Origin of the sequence: Agrobacterium sp. CNPSo 2736 (assembly GCF_004005385.1) — a bacterium.
Lineage (GTDB): Bacteria > Pseudomonadota > Alphaproteobacteria > Rhizobiales > Rhizobiaceae > Agrobacterium > Agrobacterium leguminum.
Genome location: NZ_RZTX01000002.1, coordinates 402,303 through 418,945, shown reverse-complemented (window position 1 = coordinate 418,945; position 16,643 = coordinate 402,303). Strand labels below are relative to the sequence as shown.

The window sequence follows — 16,643 nt, the reverse complement described above, 5'->3', positions numbered from 1 at the left end:
CAAAGTGGTAGAGCGCCCTTTTTGCATCCGAATGGACACGCGCGCTCTACGAGCAGAAAACTAGCCGAAACATGCTAAGAAACGTTTATGATGAGTTTCTACAGGACGGCCGGAATATACAATTAAAAATCGTGTTTTCGAGATGACTATCAGGTCGATAACAGGTCGCGATAGAGTTTCATCATCTCATCCGCCATGACCGGGGTTGAAAATTTCGCCTTGAAGCTGTCCGGGCGAGGCATGATCCGCTGCGCCCAGCCGGCATCCTCGGCATCCTTGACCATGATCCGGGCCAGCGCATCGGCGTCGCCAGCCGGTACGAGCGCCTCGCTGTCTTCTCCAAGGACTTCGGGAATGCCGCCGACATGCGAGGCGATGACCGTTTTTCCCGCCGCAAGCGCTTCGAGCACGATATAGGGCATGGCTTCGGCGCGCGACGGCACCACCACTGTCGTTGCCAGTTCGAAGGCCTGCCTCGCGGGCATGGCCGCATGCATGGAAATCCGGCGGGAAAGCCCTGCCTTGTCGATCATAGCCGCATATTTGTCCCTGTCCGGTCCGTCGCCGACGATCACGCCGGTCATCGGCTGGCCGATGCTGCGTTCCATTTTTGCAAATGCCCTGATGAAGACATCCGGTCCCTTCAGGTCGCGCAACATGCCGATATAGAGAAAACGGGCGGCATCTTCGCGGGCGGGTACGGTCTCGAACTCGCTTTCCTGCACGCCGTTATAGATCATCGCGGTGCGGGTGCGTGGCCTGCCGACCTTGGCTTCGTAAGTCGCCTGCTCGAAATTGCAGACGAAACAGAGCGCATCGGTGAAATGCTCCTGAAACCGCTCCAGCCGCAGGAAAAGCTGCCCCTTCAGGCTGTTTCGGGCATAATGCAGGCTGCCGCCATGCGGTGAATAGAGGCGGGCTACGCGATACCTGTTCGCCCGCAGGAGTGAGCCGATCAGCCGGGCAAGAGCGCCACCCTTGGCGCTGTGCCCGTGCAGAATGTCCGGCCGCAAACTTTTGATGTGCCTGTATGACTTGTAGAGCGCCGGCAGATCGCCGGGGCTGATGGACCGCCGGATGGGCAGGCGGGTGAGGCCAAGCTCCAGCATCGGGGTGATCTGCGCGAAAAGCCGTTCCTCATGCGCGCCGCCGGTGGAGCTGTCGCAGACGATGCCGACCTTGTGGCCCTGTTTCACATGTTCTTCGATGAGGTCGCGCACATGGCGGAAGACACCGCCCACCGGGGAGCGGAAGCAGTGAATGATGCGCAGGGGAGGGCCGTCATCCGACACGTTCGCCACTCCGTTTTCAGAAGAAGCGTTCACGCACATAGACGGTATCGCCGGCCAGAATGGGCGCAGTGATACCGATCCGGCCGGTCATCACCTCGGCATTGATCTTGCGGGTGATGTCGACATCGGCCTGATTGGCGCGCGGGGTGAAACCGCCGGCAATGGCGATGGCGTTTTGCACGGTCATGCCCGGCACGTAGGAATATTGGCCGGGACGGCCGACTTCGCCCATGATGAAGACCGGGCGATAACGGTCGATCTCGATCGTCACGTCCGGATCGCGAAGGTAACCCTGGCGCAGTTTGGCGGCGATGGCGGCTTCGAGCTGCGGCAGGGTCTTGCCGCGTGCCGGAACCTGGCCGACGAGCGGGAAGGCGACATAGCCGGCCTGATCGACCGTATAGGTATTGGTCAGCCCGGCCTGCTCGAACACGTTGATGCGCAGCCTGTCGCCGCTATCGACATGATAGGGTTGCAGGGCGGCCTCGTTGAAGGACCTCGGAGCGGGTTGATATGCCGCGCAGCCGGAAAGGGCCGTCAGAACGGCGAGCGTCAGTGCGGTGACATGTCGTGATCCGGCGAGCGGCATCTCATCTGGCTCCGAGTCGAACTTTGATCATTCTTATCGTTCTGTTAGGGTTAATGTGCGGTAAACGACCGGCGCGAGCGTTGGTAATATCGGCTTTATTTCGTCGGATTCGCCGGGATTAACTGTTGTGTTACCGGCAAGACTTAAACTTCGCGAAAATTGACCATCTATATTTGAGCGCCCGAGGTTTTTCTCGGTTACGGAGCCCGCATGAACGGCGATCGCATTGACGACAGGGATGTGGATATCGATCTTGCGCAGCTTGTCGCGGCCATATGGCAGCGCAAGGGCCGGATCGCGGCGATCACGCTTCTGGCGGGAGGCGCCGCCTTCGTGATCTCAAGCATGATGTCGCCCGCCTACAAGGGCGAGGCGCGCGTGCTGATCGAATCCCGCGCGGCCTCCTTCGGCGCCTCGCAGCAGTCCAATGCGCCGGCCGAACCCGTGCTAGATGAATTGACCGTTTCCAGCCAGGTGCAGATCCTGCAATCGGTCGACCTTATCAAGCAGGTCGCCAAAGACATGAAGCTTTACGAGCTGGATGAGTTCGATCCGGAGGCCCATCCTTCGCTCATCTCGCAGCTCCTGGTCGCCGTCGGCGTCAAGAAGGACCCGCTTCAGGTGCTGCCCGAAGAGCGGGTGCTGAAGGCCTTCCGGGAGAGGCTGCAGGTCTATCAGGTCGAAAGCTCGCGCGTCATCACGGTCGAATTTTCCTCGCAGGATCCGAAACTCGCCGCCGCCATCCCCAATGAGATGATGAAGGCCTATATCGCCCTGCAAAGCGGCGCGAAGCTGGATACAAGCACGGAAGCGGCGCGCTGGCTGGAGCCGGAAATCGCCAATCTGCGCGAAAAGGTGCGTGAGGCCGACAGGAAGGTCGCGGATTACCGCGCCTCCTCCGATCTTCTCTCGGCGGGGCAGGGCGAAACGCTTGCCACCCGCCAGCTCGGCGATATCTCCACCGAACTCGGCCGTATCCGCGGAGAGCGCGCCAATGCGGAGGCGCGGGCGGAAGGCGTGCGCAGCGCGCTTGCAAGCGGCCGCCCGCTCGATACTTTTCCCGATGTCGTCAGTTCCCCGACGATCCAGAGGCTGAAGGAAAACGAAACGACGATCCGCAGCCAGATTTCCGATCTGACCTCCTCGCTGCTGGAAGGCCATCCGCGCATCCGCGCGCTGCGCAACCAGCTCGACGGCATACAGCGGCAGATTCAGGAAGAAACCCGCAAGGTGCTGGCAAGTCTCGAAAACGAGGCCAATGTTTCGCGTCTGAGGGAGCGGCAACTGGTCCAGCAGCTGAACATGCTGAAATCGGAAAGCGTGCGTGCGGGCGAACAGCAGGTCGGTCTCAACGATCTGGAGCGGGAAGCCTCGGCGCAAAGGCAGCTTCTGGAAACCTATCTTGCCCGTTACCGCGAAGCGACATCGCGCGCCGGCTCGGTGGACTCCACGCCGGCCGATGCACGCGTCATCTCGACGGCGGTGGAGCCGCGCGAACCCTATTTCCCGAAGACCGGCGCCATCACCATCGTCGTGACGCTGGCGGCCTTTCTGCTGTCCTGCATCGTCGTCATGCTGGTGGAGCTTTTCACCGGCCGGGCTTTAAAGCCGATGGGCAGAAACCAGGTTCCGCCGCTCTCCGATCCGCCATCTCCTTCGCGCGCTCCAGCCGATCCGGACAAGACCACGGAGGTGCCGGAACAGCCTGTAGCGGCGCGCCATGAAACCATACAGCCTGCTGCGCGGGCCATGCCGGTCGCGGCATACCAGCCCGTTGCCGAAGAGGAAGAACGGAATGTACCGGCCGTTGCCGCTGCTGCTGCCATACCGGCCTTGCCGGTGGAGGATGTCGCGGCTGCGAAAGAGGAGGCAGGGGAAGAGGAAGTCGACACCGATGACGATTTCTCCATCGACGCGGTCGCAGGTTTCCTCGCCACCCGTGTTGCCAAACCGGTCGCCGCAATCGTGTCGCCGGCCGGTGATAGCGGCTCGACCACGTCCGTCATGCTGGCGCGCGCTTTATCCGAAATGGGCCGTTCGGTCGTTCTGGTCGACATGACGGCGTCAGCCTGTCCGACGCGGTTGATGGCGCCGGAAGCCGGGCTTCCCGGTGTCATGGACCTTCTGGCGGGCGCGGCCGCCTTCGGTGAAACCATTCACGGCGACCGCCTGTCCGACGCACATATCGTGCCGCGCGGCAATGCGCAGCCGCGTGAGGCCATGCGTGCGATAGACCGTCTGACGATGATCCTCGGCGCACTCTCCGACGCTTATGATACCGTCCTCGTCGAATGCGGCGCGGTGCAGATTTCGAGCCTCGGGAAAATGCTGCGCAACCTGCCGGCGGAAATCATCGTGTCGGTTCCCGGCAAGGATAGCGAATTGTTGGAAACGACGCTCGGTGACCTGGTTGCTGAAGGCTATGAACAGGCATTGCCGATGACCGGCATGCGCAAGCCGGACCATCTGAGCGCGGCCTGAGGTGCGGCAAGACCCTGCTCAGTCGGTGGCGGTGTCCATCTTCGAGCGTCCGGCGCGAAAACGCTGAATCAGCGCATAAAGCGCCGGATTGGATTTGATCAGGCTCTTCGTCCGGGCGATGGCGACGTAGGCCGAGGCCGCAACACGACCTTTCAACGTCACCGGCAGGAATATATCGTGCTGCACGGTGAAAAGCGGGCACCAGCTGCGTTTGTAGAGCTGGTCGCCGACGCCGAAATCGAAGATTGCCGCCTTTTCGCGGCATGCCCTTTCGATCATCAGCCAGAACAGCAATTCACCGGGGCTGAGTTCCGAAACGGATTCATCGATCGAACCGAACTGGCAGACGATGTGATCCTGCTTGCGCGAAAGGCCGGCTATCGCGGCGATGACGCCCTCGCTTTCGCCATGCAGGCGAATGGCATGCAACTCCAGCAGACTGTCCGTGCCCGTCTCGGGAAAATTGGCCAGATCGTAGAAGAAATCCCGCACCGATTGATCCCGAAACACATCCGGAATGCCCTGCGAGGCGAAACGGGCTGCTTTCTGGCGGAAAAATGCCTGCAACAATTCGCATTTTTCCTGTGGCGACCGTGCGATCACATGGCTGTAACCGCCCATTTCCTCTGCCCTTCGGCTCTGGATGCGGAATTTCTTCCGTCGCCTCTTGGCATTGACCTGCCGAAGCGTGGCCTCGAAACTTTCGAACAGGGGAAGCTGGAAGGCCGGATTCTGGTTTTCGACGGAAGCAAGATGCGAGAGGGGATTGGTCCTGTCGCGCCACGTCAGGGGTATGTTCTGCAACGCCAGAATATCGGCCCGGCCATGCAGCAGCTTCCGCGCTTCGCGGGCAATCGCCGCTGCGATTTCCTGTCCGGCCTGTTCGGCAAAGGAAGGGTCGAAAAGCCCCGTATTGATATTGTTGAAACGGCCGCCGGGAAAACGCGCCTTGCGGATACCGCCTTCCAGTACGATTTCGAGCGGCAGCAGAAAGATCGTCTTGCCGCCCTGCCGGCCGCGAAGCGTCAGGAGCGCGCTATCCTGCGTCTGCGCCCAGATGGAACACCAGCCGAAACCCTGATGCAGTGAATTGAGCGGGTCGTTTTCCAGCCGCTCCCAGTCGGCACGGATGGTGGAGGCGTCATCGACCAGATCGATCAACAGACGATCAGCACCCCGCCGCTCGTTTTGCACGGCGGTCGGTGCTTGCTCGTCGCTGACAAAGACCGGCCCCTCAGCCGCCATCCACTCTCTCCGGTTGTTTCGGTCGGACTATATCGCTGAGCGGCAAACAATCGGTTTATAAAAATTGCGACCTCAGGATGTCATGCAATGGTCGGCGCTTAACCCTGCTTTTTGGGTCCGGCCATCCATTTGATGATCAGCATCGCCGGCAGAACCCACAGGATTCCGGTCAGCACGAAATAAGCGAGATGCACCCACCAGGGCGATTGCGCCAGCGCCGCCGATGCAATGGCCGTCGCCACCACGGCGTAAACGACGACGAGGCAGATGATGACGATGGTGCCGATAAGCGATCTGAGGCGAGGGTGCATGAAGTCTTCCGTCATTGAGTATCTGGGAGGGACTATAGCGCCGCGACCGGATGCCGCAAACCCTGAGGCCTTGTTTTGTGGTGCCGGTTGGGGCTAATCAACATGACTGTATGATGGAGACCTGAAAGATGCGTTCGAGCGGCATGACGATGGCAAATGGTTCTGCGGAAATGGTGGTGGAGGCTGCCCTGCAGAAACAGGAGAAGGACCGCCGCCTGCTGCGCATCTGGCTGCGCGTCGTGCTCTTCACGCTCTTCTGTCTGGTCCTCGTCGGCGGCGCCACGCGGCTTACCGAATCCGGCCTGTCGATTACCGAATGGAAGCCGATCCACGGCGCCATTCCGCCGCTTTCCGTCGCCGAATGGGAAGAGGAGTTCCAGCTCTACAAGCGCATTCCCCAATATCAGGAAATCAACAAGGGCATGTCGCTCGACGAGTTCAAGACGATTTTCTGGTGGGAATGGGCGCATCGCCTGCTTGCCCGCACCATCGGCGTCATCTTCGCTTTGCCGCTTGCTTTCTTCTGGCTCACCGGCCGCGTCGAAAAGCGCCTGCGCCTGCCGTTGGTCGGCCTTCTGGCGTTGGGCGGCTTTCAGGGCTTCATCGGCTGGTGGATGGTCTCTTCCGGCCTCGTCAACCGCACGGATGTTTCGCAATATCGCCTTGCCACACACCTGACCATCGCCTGCCTCATCTTTGCGGGCTGCATGTGGATTTTGCGCGGACTGTCGCATCATTCCCCCGAGGCCGCAGACGAAAAGACGGGCAGGGGTTTTGCCGCGCTGCTGACAGTGCTCTGTCTCTTCCAGATCTATCTCGGCGCATTGGTGGCGGGGCTGAATGCCGGCCTTTCCTATAATACCTGGCCGCTGATGGACGGCTCGCTGGTGCCGGGCGATCTCTTCCTGCAACAGCCCTGGTGGATCAACCTCTTCGAGAACCCCAAGACGGTGCAATTCGTCCACCGCCTCGGCGCTTATACGCTGTTTGCCGTCACGCTGTGGCATATGGCGTCGATGGCCCGCGCCTTGCCCGGCACGCCACACGCCCGCCGCGCGGTGCTGTTCTTCGTGCTCGTCTCCATTCAGGCGGCGCTCGGCATCACCACGCTGCTCATGCATGTGGATATTCACGTCGCGCTCGCTCATCAGGGCATGGCGCTGATCGTGCTCGGTTTCGCCGTCGCCCACTGGCGCGGTTTCATCGGCGAATATCCGGCGCCCGTTGCGGTCGAAGTCAGGGACTGAAGCGGCTTAGAACTGCCCGAGCACCGTTTTGATGGTGGCCGCGACGGCGAGTTCGTTGTCGCGTTCCTCCGCATTGCCGTCCTCTTCGTGCCACGCGGCAGAAAGGCAGCCATAGGCAAAGGCATATTGCAGCAATAGCCGTTCGTCCCGTTGCAGCGCCTTCGCAAAAATCGCCGCCATGGAGGCGATGCGCGCCTCGCTGCGGGTGAGATCGAAACGGTCGAGCGGATTGGAGAACATGTTGGCGACATCGAGCGCCGCATCGCCGATCAGGCCGGCCGGGTCGATGATGATCCAGCCGCGTTCACTGCGCATGATGTTTTCATGGTGCAGATCGCCGTGCAGCGGCTTCACATCCCGCTGCCGGTCGATCAGTGCCTGCGCCAGCGTGGCCGCCTCGATATAGGGGCTGTCCATGCCGTCGGTACGGTCCTGTTCGGCCTTGCGGAACAGGCTCTCGAAATAGCGCGGCAGTGTCAGCAGGCTTGAAGGCGGCTGCTGCTGCGATGGTTGATGATATCTGAGCAGGACATCGGCGGCGATTTCCGTGGTGGCGTCGTCATTGCCGTCACGAAACAGCACGTCGCGCAGGGTCTCGGTGCCGGCATGTTCCATCAGCAGAATATCGTCGGAGCGGTCGAGCAGTTCCACGCAACCGATGCCGGCGCGCCATTTAATGAAATCCGCGCCGCGAAGGCTGTCCTTCAGCACTTTCTTTTTCAGAACCTTGGCGACGGCAAGGGAACCGTCGCCGCGCGTAAGCTCGTAGACCACCCCGGCCGGCGTATCGGCAATAGGTTTCGCGGCCTCGATATTCCACGAGGCCGGAAAAGAGGGCGGGGCAATGTTCATGAGAAAAGTCTCATGCGGAAAGCATCAGTTCCATGTTCTGCACGGCAGCACCGGATGCGCCCTTGCCGAGATTATCGAGCAGCGCGACAAGGTTGATGTGTTCGCCGCCCGGCGTACCGAAGACGAACAGTTTCATCGTGTCCTTGCCTGCCAGTTCCTCGGCGTCGATGCGCGCGAGCCCCTTGCTTTCGGCAAGCGGCACCACATTGACGATGTCCTGTCCCGCATAGTGGGCGGTCAGCGCCGCATGGATCGTTTCGACGGTCGCGCCTTCCTTCAGGTCGGCGGCAAACAGTGGAACCTGCACGATCATGCCCTGCGGGAAACGCCCGACGGAAGGCGAAAACAGCGGTGCGCGGTCGAGCTGGCCGTGAATGGTCATTTCCGGCACGTGCTTGTGCTTGAGCGTCAGGCCATAAAGGAAATTATTGGCGCTGATCGCGTCATCGCGGCTCTGGTCTTCCATCTGGGCGATCATCTGCTTGCCGCCGCCGGTGTAGCCGGAAACCGCGTTGACGCTGACGGGATAACCGTCCGGCAGCAGGCCTGCGGCGCGCAGCGGGCGCAGAAGCGCGATCGCGCCGGTCGGGTAGCAGCCCGGATTGGCGACGAGACGGGCGGAACGAACCTTCTCGCCCTGTTCCTTATCCATTTCGGCAAAGCCATAGGCCCAGTCCTGATGGACGCGATAGGCGGTCGAGGTATCGATGATGCGGACATTGTTATTGCCAGCCACCATGGAGACCGCTTCCCGGGAAGCATCATCCGGCAGGCAGAGGATCGAAATGTCGGCATTGTTGAGCATATCCTCGCGCATCGCCGCATTGCGGCGCTCGGCCTCGGGTATGGACAGCAGCTCAATATCGCGGCGACCGGCAAGGCGCGTGCGGATCTGCAGACCCGTGGTGCCGTGTTCGCCATCGATGAAGATCTTCGCTGTCATATCCTTGTCCTGACTTTTCAAAGGGTTGCGAGGGCAATCGGAATCAGTTTGGCAGGCGCCGGTTTCTTTATCAGCCGGCCTTGGCCAGCCGTTCGGCGCGCAGGCCAAGCATATACATTGCAACGGTGGCTCCGGCAATGGCGGTAATGTCAGCATGGTCGTATGCGGGCGCGACTTCCACGACGTCCGAGCCGCGAATATCGAGCTGGCCAAGCCCGCGCAGAACGGAGAGAATTTTAGCGCTGGTCGGCCCGCCGGCCACCGGCGTTCCGGTTCCCGGCGCAAAGGCGGGATCGAGGCAATCGATATCGAAGGTCAGATAAGCGGGCATGCCGGCCGTATGCTTGACGATCAGCGAGGCGATGTCGCCCGCCCGCATCTCCTCCACCTCATAACCGTGGAGAATGCGAATGCCGAAATCGTCAGGCGCATGGGTGCGGATGCCGATCTGGATGGAACGGTCGGGATCGATCAGACCGTCACGCACGGCGCGCGCCACGAAGGAGCCATGGTCGATGCGCTTGCCGTCATCGAACCAGGTGTCCTGATGCGCATCGAACTGCACCAGCGCCAATGGCCCGTGTTTGGCCACATGCGCCTTCAAAAGCGGCCAGGTAATGAAGTGATCGCCGCCGAGCGTCAGGAGGTAATCCGTCTTGGAAATGATCCGGCGCGCTTCCTTTTCGATCGTATCAGGCGTTTTCCAGTGATTGCCATAGTCGAGCAGACAGTCACCATAGTCGATGGTCGGCATATGGGCGAAAAGATCGCGCGCGAAAGGATATTGCGGATCGTTGTCGAAGATCGCCGAGGCGCGGCGGATCGCCTGCGGCCCGAAACGGGCGCCCGGCCGATTGGAGGTGGCCGCATCGAAGGGAATGCCCCAGACGGCCGTCGATACGCCCTTGAGGTTCTTGGTGTATTTGCGCCGCATGAAGGAGAGGACGCCCGCATGGGTCGGGTCGGTGGCGGCCGATGTCAGGGTCGTTGCGGTGAAGGCATGGTCGATGGTTTTGCTGGGCATTATTTATCCGCCTTTTCTGCAAGATCGGCGAAGTTGCGAATTTTGATCGCGCGACCGTCGAAGCGCGCGACGATTTCAAGTTCGCCGCCCATCGCCTCGATGAACCGGCGTAAGGTCCCAACATACATATCAGCGCGCTTTTCCAATTTTGCGACAGAGCTTTGGCCGATATCAAGCGCCTGGGCTATTTCGTCCTGCGAGAGTTTCAGCGCCCTGCGAACATCCGCAAGGTCCATTTCTTCTTCCAGACGATCTGCTTCGGTTTTCGACTTAACACGCGCGTCGTCCGACATCCGGTTGCGCAACCGCGCAAAACTGTGCCTACCGCTCATTGTGTTTCTCCTTTTTCAAGCTCGGCCAGATGCTCGTCATAAAGGTCGTCGGCAATCGGGATCATGCGATCATAAAACCGTTTGTCTCCCGTCTTGTCGCCGCCAATCAAGAGGATCGCCATTCGACGGGGATCGAAGGCATAAAAAATCCGAAACGGCTTTCCGTTACTTTGGATTCGCAATTCGCGCATATGCGCGTGACGCGATCCATGAATGCCGCTCGAATAGGGGAACGGCAGGCGAGGGCCACGTTCTTCCAGTTTCTGAACATGAGCGTCGATGCTGATGTGTTCGCTTTCTTCAAGCGTTTCCCACCATGTTCCAAATTCGTCCGTATACTCGACGATATAGCTCATGCCGCAATATTATTCCCTTGAAGGAATAATTCAAGGTGCCGTCGGGGCAAAATAAAAAAAGGCGGAGCCGAAGCCCCGCCTTTCGAAGTTCTGAACGAACCGTTCGTAGAAGCGATTAGCGCTTCGAGAACTGGAACGAACGGCGGGCCTTGGCCTTACCGTACTTCTTACGCTCGACGACGCGGCTGTCGCGGGTCAGGAAGCCGCCCTTCTTCAGAACGGAGCGCAGGCCCGGTTCGAAGTAGGTGAGGGCCTTGGACAGGCCGTGACGAACGGCGCCGGCCTGACCGGACAGACCACCACCGGCAACGGTGGCGATGATGTCGAACTGACCCGTGCGGGCAGCGGCGACGATCGGCTGCTGAAGGATCATCTGCAGAACCGGACGTGCGAAATACGTGGTGAAATCGCGGCCGTTGATGATGATCTTGCCAGAACCTGCCTTGACCCATACGCGGGCTACGGCGTTCTTGCGCTTGCCGGTCGCGTAGGAGCGGCCGAGGGTGTCAACCTTGCGGACATGCACGGGAGCCGAAGCTTCCGAAGCCGGGGCGAGGTCTTTCAGAGAGGAAAGATCGGCCATTATCAGGCGCTCCTTACGTTCTTCTTGTTGAGCGCGGCAACGTCGAGAACGACCGGCTGCTGTGCTTCGTGCGGGTGGTTGGAACCGGCGTAAACGCGCAGGTTCTTCATCTGGCGACGGCCGAGCGGGCCGCGCGGGATCATGCGCTCGACGGCCTTTTCAACGACGCGCTCCGGGAAGCGGCCTTCGATGATCTGGCGAGCCGTACGCTCCTTGATGCCACCCGGGTGACCGGTGTGCCAGTAGTACTTCTTGTCGGAATACTTCTTGCCGGTGAGGGCAACCTTTTCCGCGTTGATGACGATGACGTTGTCGCCATCATCGACGTGGGGGGTGTAGGTAGCCTTGTGCTTGCCGCGCAGGCGGGTTGCAACGATGGTGGCGAGGCGACCAACAACGAGGCCTTCGGCGTCGATGATGACCCACTTCTTCTCCACCTCAGCGGGCTTCTGAACGAAAGTAGACATGGATTTCACTTTCTAACGTGGACCCGTCATCCTCTTTATGAAAGAGCATACGGGCGTTTCTTGTTGCTTGGTTTGGTTGCCATCAGGGGCAACCGCAAATGACCCTATTCCGGCTGGAATCCGATCTGGCGCGCTTATACGGTGCGCGAGCGAAAGCGTCAATATGACGGATTCTGGAGGGCGTAAAAATAATATAGCAAAAACAATGACTTGATAATGGGGTATTATTTTACCTCATTGAACGGTCCCGTTTTACCCCAGTCGCATCACCAGAACGCCCGCTGCAATGATGCCTCCGGCAAGATAACGCCAGATGCTGGCGCGTTCTTTGAGGATCACCACGGAGATCACCAGCGCGAAGAGAATGGAGGTTTCCCGCAGCGCCGCGACGACGGCGACGGGCGCCTTGGTCATGGCGTAGAGCGCCAGCCCGTAGGAGAGAATGGAGCCGCCGCCGCCAATAAGGCCGTGCCACCAGTTGCGCCGGACATGGTCCGCGACCGGGCCCGCACCGCGCTGATAAAAGGCGAAGCCGAAAAGCAGCACGGGCGGCAGAAGCGACATCCACAGCGTATAGGAGATGGCGTTGCCGGAAAGCCTTGCGCCGACACCGTCGACGAAGGTGTAGGATGCGATCACGAAGGCGTTGAGCAGGGCGACCATGATCGCCTTTCCGCCACCGCGCCGCGCCTCGAAAGCGAGCGTCAGGATGCCGCCGGAGATGACGGCGATGCCGGCAAGGGCCAGCGGGCTCAAAATCTCGCTCAGGAACAGGCTGCTCGTCGCAGCGACAATCAGGGGCGCCACGCCGCGCATGACGGGATAGACAAGACCGATGTCGCCGATCGTATAAGCGGCGGCGACAAGCCGAAAATAGGCGAATTGCAGAACGGCCGAAGCGATCAGGAAAGGAATGGCGACCGGCGCTGGAAATGGCAGGAAAGGCAGAAACGGCAGCGAACAGGCCGCAGCGCCCGCCGCGATCAGCGAGGCGTCCAGCGATTTGTCGGATCCGGCTTTGACCAGCGCATTCCATCCGGCATGCAGCATCGCGCCCAGGAGCACCAGAAGAAGAATGTCAAATGTCACAATAGAGACTCGCTCGCGGGCTATTCTGGGCAACCTACAGCATCGGCTTGAAAACCGGAATCGATTTTCGGTACGGGCGGCAAGCCTTTGCCGATTGCTCGAGCACGCGTTTTGCGCCCGGGAAGCCGCCCGCAAGCGGCATACGGTCACTGCGGAAACTGCAACGCGCGTAAAATTTATGCTTTGTGCATGTCATGGCGCCGGGGAATGATTTTGCGCCGGGATCATATGACGTTCTGCTCATGATTTCATCCGTCAGATCGAGGCATGAGCGTCCGACGCACAGCTTATGGTTTCGCCTCGGGCCTAATTTTCACTTAAAATACTACCAATTTTCTCAAATATTATTGCCCGGGGCGCCATGGCGCTTCGGGCGCAAAGTGTATCAATCGGGCGAAGGCGCGCATGAAAAGAAATTTCATATCTTTCATGAATCGGCAACTGTAACGTTGTAGATTTGTATATAGATTGATTTGCAGAATAACTTTCTGAAAATTAGGTATCTCTAATTTTCTTGTGAACGGAATGAAAACAAACAGGAGACGAAGAGCGCATGAATTGCACGTTAATGTTGTTTGAGCCCTTATTTGCAGCAATTCGCGTCATTTTGAAAACTGGACAAAAATAGTCCATACACCCGCCATTCCCGCGCTCCGGTGAAATCATTTTGCGTGAGGGAAAATGTGCCACTGCGCGACGAGGAGACTGCCATAGTGGCGATTTTCAGGCGGGCAGGGGTTCAAGAGAGCGAAGAACCTTCCTAGATGGAAAGGGCGGGCGCAATCGGCAGCGTCAGGAACGCGTCAGTGGAATTATGCAGAAGACGCTATGCTCGCGGCGCTTTCGAATGGCGCAGCTGCATTGGTATTCTTCAAACCGTGCGACGCTCCAGAAGGGATAAGTTGACATGCAGCATGATAGTTACGAGCCCGATTACCTCAGAAAAATTCTGACCGATGTCAAAACCATCGCCCTGCTCGGTGCTTCGCCCAACCCGGACAGGCCGAGCCACGGCGTGATGCGCTTCCTGCTGTCCAGGGGTTATCGTGTGTTTCCGGTCAATCCCGGCCAGGCAGGCAAGGAGATATTGGGGCAGAAGGTCTATGCCAGACTCGCCGATATTCCCGAGCCGGTGGACATGATCGACGTTTTCCGGGCACCGGAATATTTGTCGGCAATCGTCGAGGAGGCGATATTGCTGCCGGAGCGGCCATCGGTAATCTGGGGCCAGCTTTCCGTTCGCGATGACAATGCCGCCGCCAAGGCGGAAGCCTACGGTATGGAAGTCGTGATGGACCGTTGTCCTGCAATTGAGTATCCGCGTCTCAATATTGTGCGATAGTTGGTACGGATCGGACTTACCATTTGGCGGCAAGGCATTATGATCCCTCCGAAATTCCAATTGGAGGAAACATCATGCCGAGCAGCAATCCCGGGTTTTCGACGCTGGCCGTTCATGCGGGCGCGCAACCCGATCCGACCACCGGCGCGCGCGCCACGCCCATTTATCAGACCACGGCTTATGCTTTCCGCGACGCCGATCACGCCGCCGCCCTGTTCGGATTGAAAGAGTTCGGCAATATCTACACCCGCATCATGAACCCCACCCAGGCGGTTCTGGAAGAGCGCGTGGCAGCACTTGAAGGCGGCACGGCCGCGCTTGCCGTTGCGTCCGGCCATGCCGCGCAATTGCTGGTCTTCCATACGCTGCTGCAGTCCGGTGACAATTTCGTCGCCGCCCGCCAGCTCTATGGCGGCTCGATCAACCAGTTCGGCCATGCCTTCAAGGGCTTCGACTGGCAGGTGCGCTGGGCCGACGCCACCGATCCGGCCAGCTTCGAGGCGCAGATCGATGATCGCACCCGTGCCGTCTTCATCGAAAGCCTTGCCAATCCCGGCGGTACTTTCGTGGATATCGCCGCAATCGCCGATGTCGCCCATCGGCACGGTCTGCCGCTGATCGTCGATAACACCATGGCGAGCCCCTATCTGCTGCGGCCGCTGGAACACGGCGCTGACATCGTACTGCATTCGCTGACGAAATTCCTCGGAGGCCACGGCAACTCCATGGGTGGCATCATTGTGGACGGCGGAACCTTCGACTGGTCTGCGACGGACAGATATCCGGCGCTGTCACAGCCCCGGCCGGAATATTCCGGCGTCGCGCTGCACCAGACCTTCGGCAATTTCGCCTTCGCCATCGCCTGCCGCGTGCTGGGATTGCGTGACCTCGGCCCGGCGATCTCGCCCTTCAACGCCTTCCTCATCCTGACCGGCATAGAAACCCTGCCTTTGCGCGTTCAGCGCCATTCCGACAATGCGCTTGCCGTCGCGAAATGGCTGAAGGCGCATCCCAAGGTTGGCTGGGTGCATTATGCGGGGCTGGAAGACAGCGACAACCACGCCATCCAACAGCACTATTCGCCAAAGGGGGCGGGCTCCGTCTTCACCTTCGGTGTCAAGGGCGGTTATGCGGCCGGCAAGGCGCTGGTGGAAGGGCTGCAGCTCTTCTCCCATCTGGCCAATATCGGCGACACGCGCTCTCTCGTCATCCACCCTGCCTCCACCACCCATGCGCAGTTGACACCGGAACAGCAGGCGGCCGCCGGCGCCGGTCCGGATGTGGTTCGCCTGTCGGTCGGCATCGAGGACGTCAAGGACATCATCGCCGATCTCGAGCAATCGCTCGCCAAGGTTTGACCTGGTGGCTCATGCGCTGCCCGCGTGACACCCAATAGTATTTTAGTGTGATTGAGCGGCCGCCGGAAAACCATGGAACAATGTGTTTTCGGGCGGCAGCGGATTTGAGTGTATGCCCCTGCAGTCCCATCGCGAAAGATACGCCATATGAAAAACCGAACCGGAATGCTCCGTATTGTCACCCTTCTCTTTGCAATCGGAGGCGTGGGTGTGGCTGATATACCGGTCGTGGCTTCGGTTTCGCCGGCAAAAGCCGAGGCGGAATATTTCCCGACGCAGCAGGATTTTGTCGGAAAATGGAAGCTCACCGGCGCGACCAGCCGCCCGCCGCGCGATATGAAGACTGCGCCGACCTCTCAGCAGGAAGCGGATGCGACACTGTTCCAGGAGACGGTGACGACATTTTACTCCGCGTTTGATTATCTGGAGATCACGGCGGACGGTCGTTACAATTTCCATCAACCCGGCGATCCCTCAGGTTCATGCGTCTGGTGCGGCACATGGTCCTTTGACAAGAGTTCGCTGTGGCTGAAGCTGGATACCGCGCCCCGGCTCGATATATATGCGAAGGACGGCGATATACAGATGACGTACACGGCCGAACCCGACAAGAAGTCGAAATACACCTGGCTGGTTTTCGGCTGGACGAAGATGGAGTAAGGCACGGCGTTTCATCGGCGGCAACGCCGAACCGTGACACCCAGGACTATTTGACGAAGAGCCCACAATTGAGCAAAGCTGTATGGCCAACCATATTTGACGGACAGGGGACGTCATGACGAATTTTCTGTCCTTAGATGATGTTACCGAGCTGGAATACGGTGCGCCCGCGCCGGAAAGACTGATTTCCGGCGATCCCAAATTCACCACATGGAATATCGAGGAAGCCCCCGGCGGCATCTATGCCGGCATCTGGCAGTCCACGCCCGGCAAATGGCGGGTGGTCTATGACGAATGGGAATATTTCAACATCCTCGAAGGCCATTCCATCCTGACCGAAGACGGCGGTGCGCCGCGCGATCTGAGACCGGGCGACCGCGTTATCCTGCGCCCGGGCTTTACGGGCACCTGGGAGGTCGTGGAAACGACGCGCAAGGATTATGTCATCCGGCTCTGAACCGGGATGATCCTT

The 16,643-nt window shown here is 59.7% G+C and carries 18 protein-coding genes; 6 read left to right on the top strand and 12 right to left on the bottom strand.

Annotated features, from left to right (window positions below; all coding sequences use genetic code 11):
* Nucleotides 1-149 precede the first annotated feature (149 nt).
* Nucleotides 150-1,292 carry a polysaccharide biosynthesis type 4 glycosyltransferase UppD gene (gene uppD, locus EM858_RS06085; RefSeq protein WP_164865322.1) on the bottom strand — a complete coding sequence of 381 codons (1,143 nt, stop codon included), beginning with the start codon at nt 1,290-1,292 and terminating at the stop codon, nt 150-152.
* A gap of 16 nt (nt 1,293-1,308) precedes the next feature.
* Nucleotides 1,309-1,881 (bottom strand): polysaccharide export protein UppC, encoded by a 573-nt coding sequence (uppC, locus tag EM858_RS06080; protein ID WP_003502309.1) that lies wholly within the window; start codon nt 1,879-1,881, stop codon nt 1,309-1,311.
* Between the two features lie 210 nt (nt 1,882-2,091).
* Between uppC and uppB the strand changes: the two genes are divergently transcribed.
* Nucleotides 2,092-4,362, top strand: coding sequence for a polysaccharide biosynthesis protein UppB (gene uppB / locus EM858_RS06075; RefSeq protein WP_127756153.1), 2,271 nt, complete (start codon nt 2,092-2,094; stop codon nt 4,360-4,362).
* An 18-nt stretch (nt 4,363-4,380) separates the two neighbouring features.
* Here the strand turns inward: uppB and uppA are convergent, their stop codons facing one another.
* Nucleotides 4,381-5,607 (bottom strand): polysaccharide biosynthesis GNAT family N-acetyltransferase UppA, encoded by a 1,227-nt coding sequence (gene uppA, locus EM858_RS06070; RefSeq protein ID WP_127756152.1) that lies wholly within the window; start codon nt 5,605-5,607, stop codon nt 4,381-4,383.
* Between the two features lie 98 nt (nt 5,608-5,705).
* Nucleotides 5,706-5,918: a DUF2842 domain-containing protein gene (locus EM858_RS06065; protein WP_020811154.1), complete on the bottom strand. Its 213-nt coding sequence runs from the start codon at nt 5,916-5,918 to the stop codon at nt 5,706-5,708.
* A gap of 143 nt (nt 5,919-6,061) precedes the next feature.
* Between EM858_RS06065 and EM858_RS06060 the strand changes: the two genes are divergently transcribed.
* Nucleotides 6,062-7,165, top strand: coding sequence for a COX15/CtaA family protein (locus EM858_RS06060; protein ID WP_164865335.1), 1,104 nt, complete (start codon nt 6,062-6,064; stop codon nt 7,163-7,165).
* Nucleotides 7,166-7,171: 6 nt separating this feature from the next.
* On the opposite strand, the gene EM858_RS06055 is transcribed toward EM858_RS06060, so the two are convergent.
* From EM858_RS06055 to EM858_RS06020, 8 genes are all read right to left on the bottom strand, one after another.
* Nucleotides 7,172-8,017, bottom strand: a complete 846-nt coding sequence (locus EM858_RS06055; RefSeq protein WP_127756150.1) for an aminoglycoside phosphotransferase family protein — start codon at nt 8,015-8,017, stop codon at nt 7,172-7,174.
* A gap of 10 nt (nt 8,018-8,027) precedes the next feature.
* A complete protein-coding gene (gene argC / locus EM858_RS06050; RefSeq protein WP_035217708.1) occupies nt 8,028-8,960 on the bottom strand; it encodes an N-acetyl-gamma-glutamyl-phosphate reductase in 933 nt (310 codons plus the stop codon).
* A 70-nt stretch (nt 8,961-9,030) separates the two neighbouring features.
* On the bottom strand, nt 9,031-9,984 hold the full coding sequence (speB, locus tag EM858_RS06045) for an agmatinase (protein WP_080817200.1): 954 nt from the start codon (nt 9,982-9,984) through the stop codon (nt 9,031-9,033).
* Nucleotides 9,984-10,316 carry an XRE family transcriptional regulator gene (locus EM858_RS06040; protein WP_065653999.1) on the bottom strand — a complete coding sequence of 111 codons (333 nt, stop codon included), beginning with the start codon at nt 10,314-10,316 and terminating at the stop codon, nt 9,984-9,986. The genes speB and EM858_RS06040 overlap by 1 nt, the downstream gene beginning before the upstream one ends.
* On the bottom strand, nt 10,313-10,672 hold the full coding sequence (locus tag EM858_RS06035; RefSeq protein ID WP_127756149.1) for a type II toxin-antitoxin system RelE/ParE family toxin: 360 nt from the start codon (nt 10,670-10,672) through the stop codon (nt 10,313-10,315). Before EM858_RS06035 ends, EM858_RS06040 begins: the two co-directional genes overlap by 4 nt.
* Nucleotides 10,673-10,787: 115 nt before the next feature.
* Complete coding sequence (gene rpsI, locus EM858_RS06030; RefSeq protein ID WP_003521540.1) at nt 10,788-11,255, bottom strand: 30S ribosomal protein S9; 468 nt, start codon at nt 11,253-11,255, stop codon at nt 10,788-10,790.
* Nucleotides 11,256-11,257: 2 nt separating this feature from the next.
* A complete protein-coding gene (gene rplM, locus EM858_RS06025; protein ID WP_004441288.1) occupies nt 11,258-11,722 on the bottom strand; it encodes a 50S ribosomal protein L13 in 465 nt (154 codons plus the stop codon).
* Between the two features lie 252 nt (nt 11,723-11,974).
* Nucleotides 11,975-12,811, bottom strand: a complete 837-nt coding sequence (locus EM858_RS06020) for an EamA family transporter (protein ID WP_127756148.1) — start codon at nt 12,809-12,811, stop codon at nt 11,975-11,977.
* A 907-nt stretch (nt 12,812-13,718) separates the two neighbouring features.
* On the opposite strand from EM858_RS06020, the gene EM858_RS06010 reads away from it, so the two are divergent.
* The 4 genes from EM858_RS06010 (at nt 13,719) to EM858_RS05995 (ending at nt 16,628) form a co-directional block, all read left to right on the top strand.
* Nucleotides 13,719-14,153, top strand: a complete 435-nt coding sequence (locus EM858_RS06010; protein ID WP_080817198.1) for a CoA-binding protein — start codon at nt 13,719-13,721, stop codon at nt 14,151-14,153.
* Between the two features lie 74 nt (nt 14,154-14,227).
* Complete coding sequence (locus EM858_RS06005) at nt 14,228-15,511, top strand: O-acetylhomoserine aminocarboxypropyltransferase (RefSeq protein WP_127756147.1); 1,284 nt, start codon at nt 14,228-14,230, stop codon at nt 15,509-15,511.
* A gap of 147 nt (nt 15,512-15,658) precedes the next feature.
* A complete protein-coding gene (locus EM858_RS06000; RefSeq protein ID WP_127756146.1) occupies nt 15,659-16,171 on the top strand; it encodes a hypothetical protein in 513 nt (170 codons plus the stop codon).
* A gap of 115 nt (nt 16,172-16,286) precedes the next feature.
* Nucleotides 16,287-16,628: a cupin domain-containing protein gene (locus EM858_RS05995; protein WP_080817196.1), complete on the top strand. Its 342-nt coding sequence runs from the start codon at nt 16,287-16,289 to the stop codon at nt 16,626-16,628.
* Nucleotides 16,629-16,643 lie beyond the last annotated feature (15 nt).

What these genes read in the sequence shown, in the direction of transcription:
- uppC (WP_003502309.1), bottom strand. Translation starts at nt 1,881, where the DNA reads ATGCCGCTCGCCGGATCACGACATGTCACCGCACTGACGCTCGCCGTT.
- uppB (WP_127756153.1), top strand. Translation starts at nt 2,092, where the DNA reads ATGAACGGCGATCGCATTGACGACAGGGATGTGGATATCGATCTTGCG.
- uppA (WP_127756152.1), bottom strand. Translation starts at nt 5,607, where the DNA reads ATGGCGGCTGAGGGGCCGGTCTTTGTCAGCGACGAGCAAGCACCGACC.
- EM858_RS06065 (WP_020811154.1), bottom strand. Translation starts at nt 5,918, where the DNA reads ATGCACCCTCGCCTCAGATCGCTTATCGGCACCATCGTCATCATCTGC.
- EM858_RS06060 (WP_164865335.1), top strand. Translation starts at nt 6,062, where the DNA reads ATGACGATGGCAAATGGTTCTGCGGAAATGGTGGTGGAGGCTGCCCTG.
- EM858_RS06055 (WP_127756150.1), bottom strand. Translation starts at nt 8,017, where the DNA reads ATGAACATTGCCCCGCCCTCTTTTCCGGCCTCGTGGAATATCGAGGCC.
- argC (WP_035217708.1), bottom strand. Translation starts at nt 8,960, where the DNA reads ATGACAGCGAAGATCTTCATCGATGGCGAACACGGCACCACGGGTCTG.
- speB (WP_080817200.1), bottom strand. Translation starts at nt 9,984, where the DNA reads ATGCCCAGCAAAACCATCGACCATGCCTTCACCGCAACGACCCTGACA.
- EM858_RS06040 (WP_065653999.1), bottom strand. Translation starts at nt 10,316, where the DNA reads ATGAGCGGTAGGCACAGTTTTGCGCGGTTGCGCAACCGGATGTCGGAC.
- EM858_RS06035 (WP_127756149.1), bottom strand. Translation starts at nt 10,672, where the DNA reads ATGAGCTATATCGTCGAGTATACGGACGAATTTGGAACATGGTGGGAA.
- rpsI (WP_003521540.1), bottom strand. Translation starts at nt 11,255, where the DNA reads ATGGCCGATCTTTCCTCTCTGAAAGACCTCGCCCCGGCTTCGGAAGCT.
- rplM (WP_004441288.1), bottom strand. Translation starts at nt 11,722, where the DNA reads ATGTCTACTTTCGTTCAGAAGCCCGCTGAGGTGGAGAAGAAGTGGGTC.
- EM858_RS06010 (WP_080817198.1), top strand. Translation starts at nt 13,719, where the DNA reads ATGCAGCATGATAGTTACGAGCCCGATTACCTCAGAAAAATTCTGACC.
- EM858_RS06005 (WP_127756147.1), top strand. Translation starts at nt 14,228, where the DNA reads ATGCCGAGCAGCAATCCCGGGTTTTCGACGCTGGCCGTTCATGCGGGC.
- EM858_RS06000 (WP_127756146.1), top strand. Translation starts at nt 15,659, where the DNA reads ATGAAAAACCGAACCGGAATGCTCCGTATTGTCACCCTTCTCTTTGCA.
- EM858_RS05995 (WP_080817196.1), top strand. Translation starts at nt 16,287, where the DNA reads ATGACGAATTTTCTGTCCTTAGATGATGTTACCGAGCTGGAATACGGT.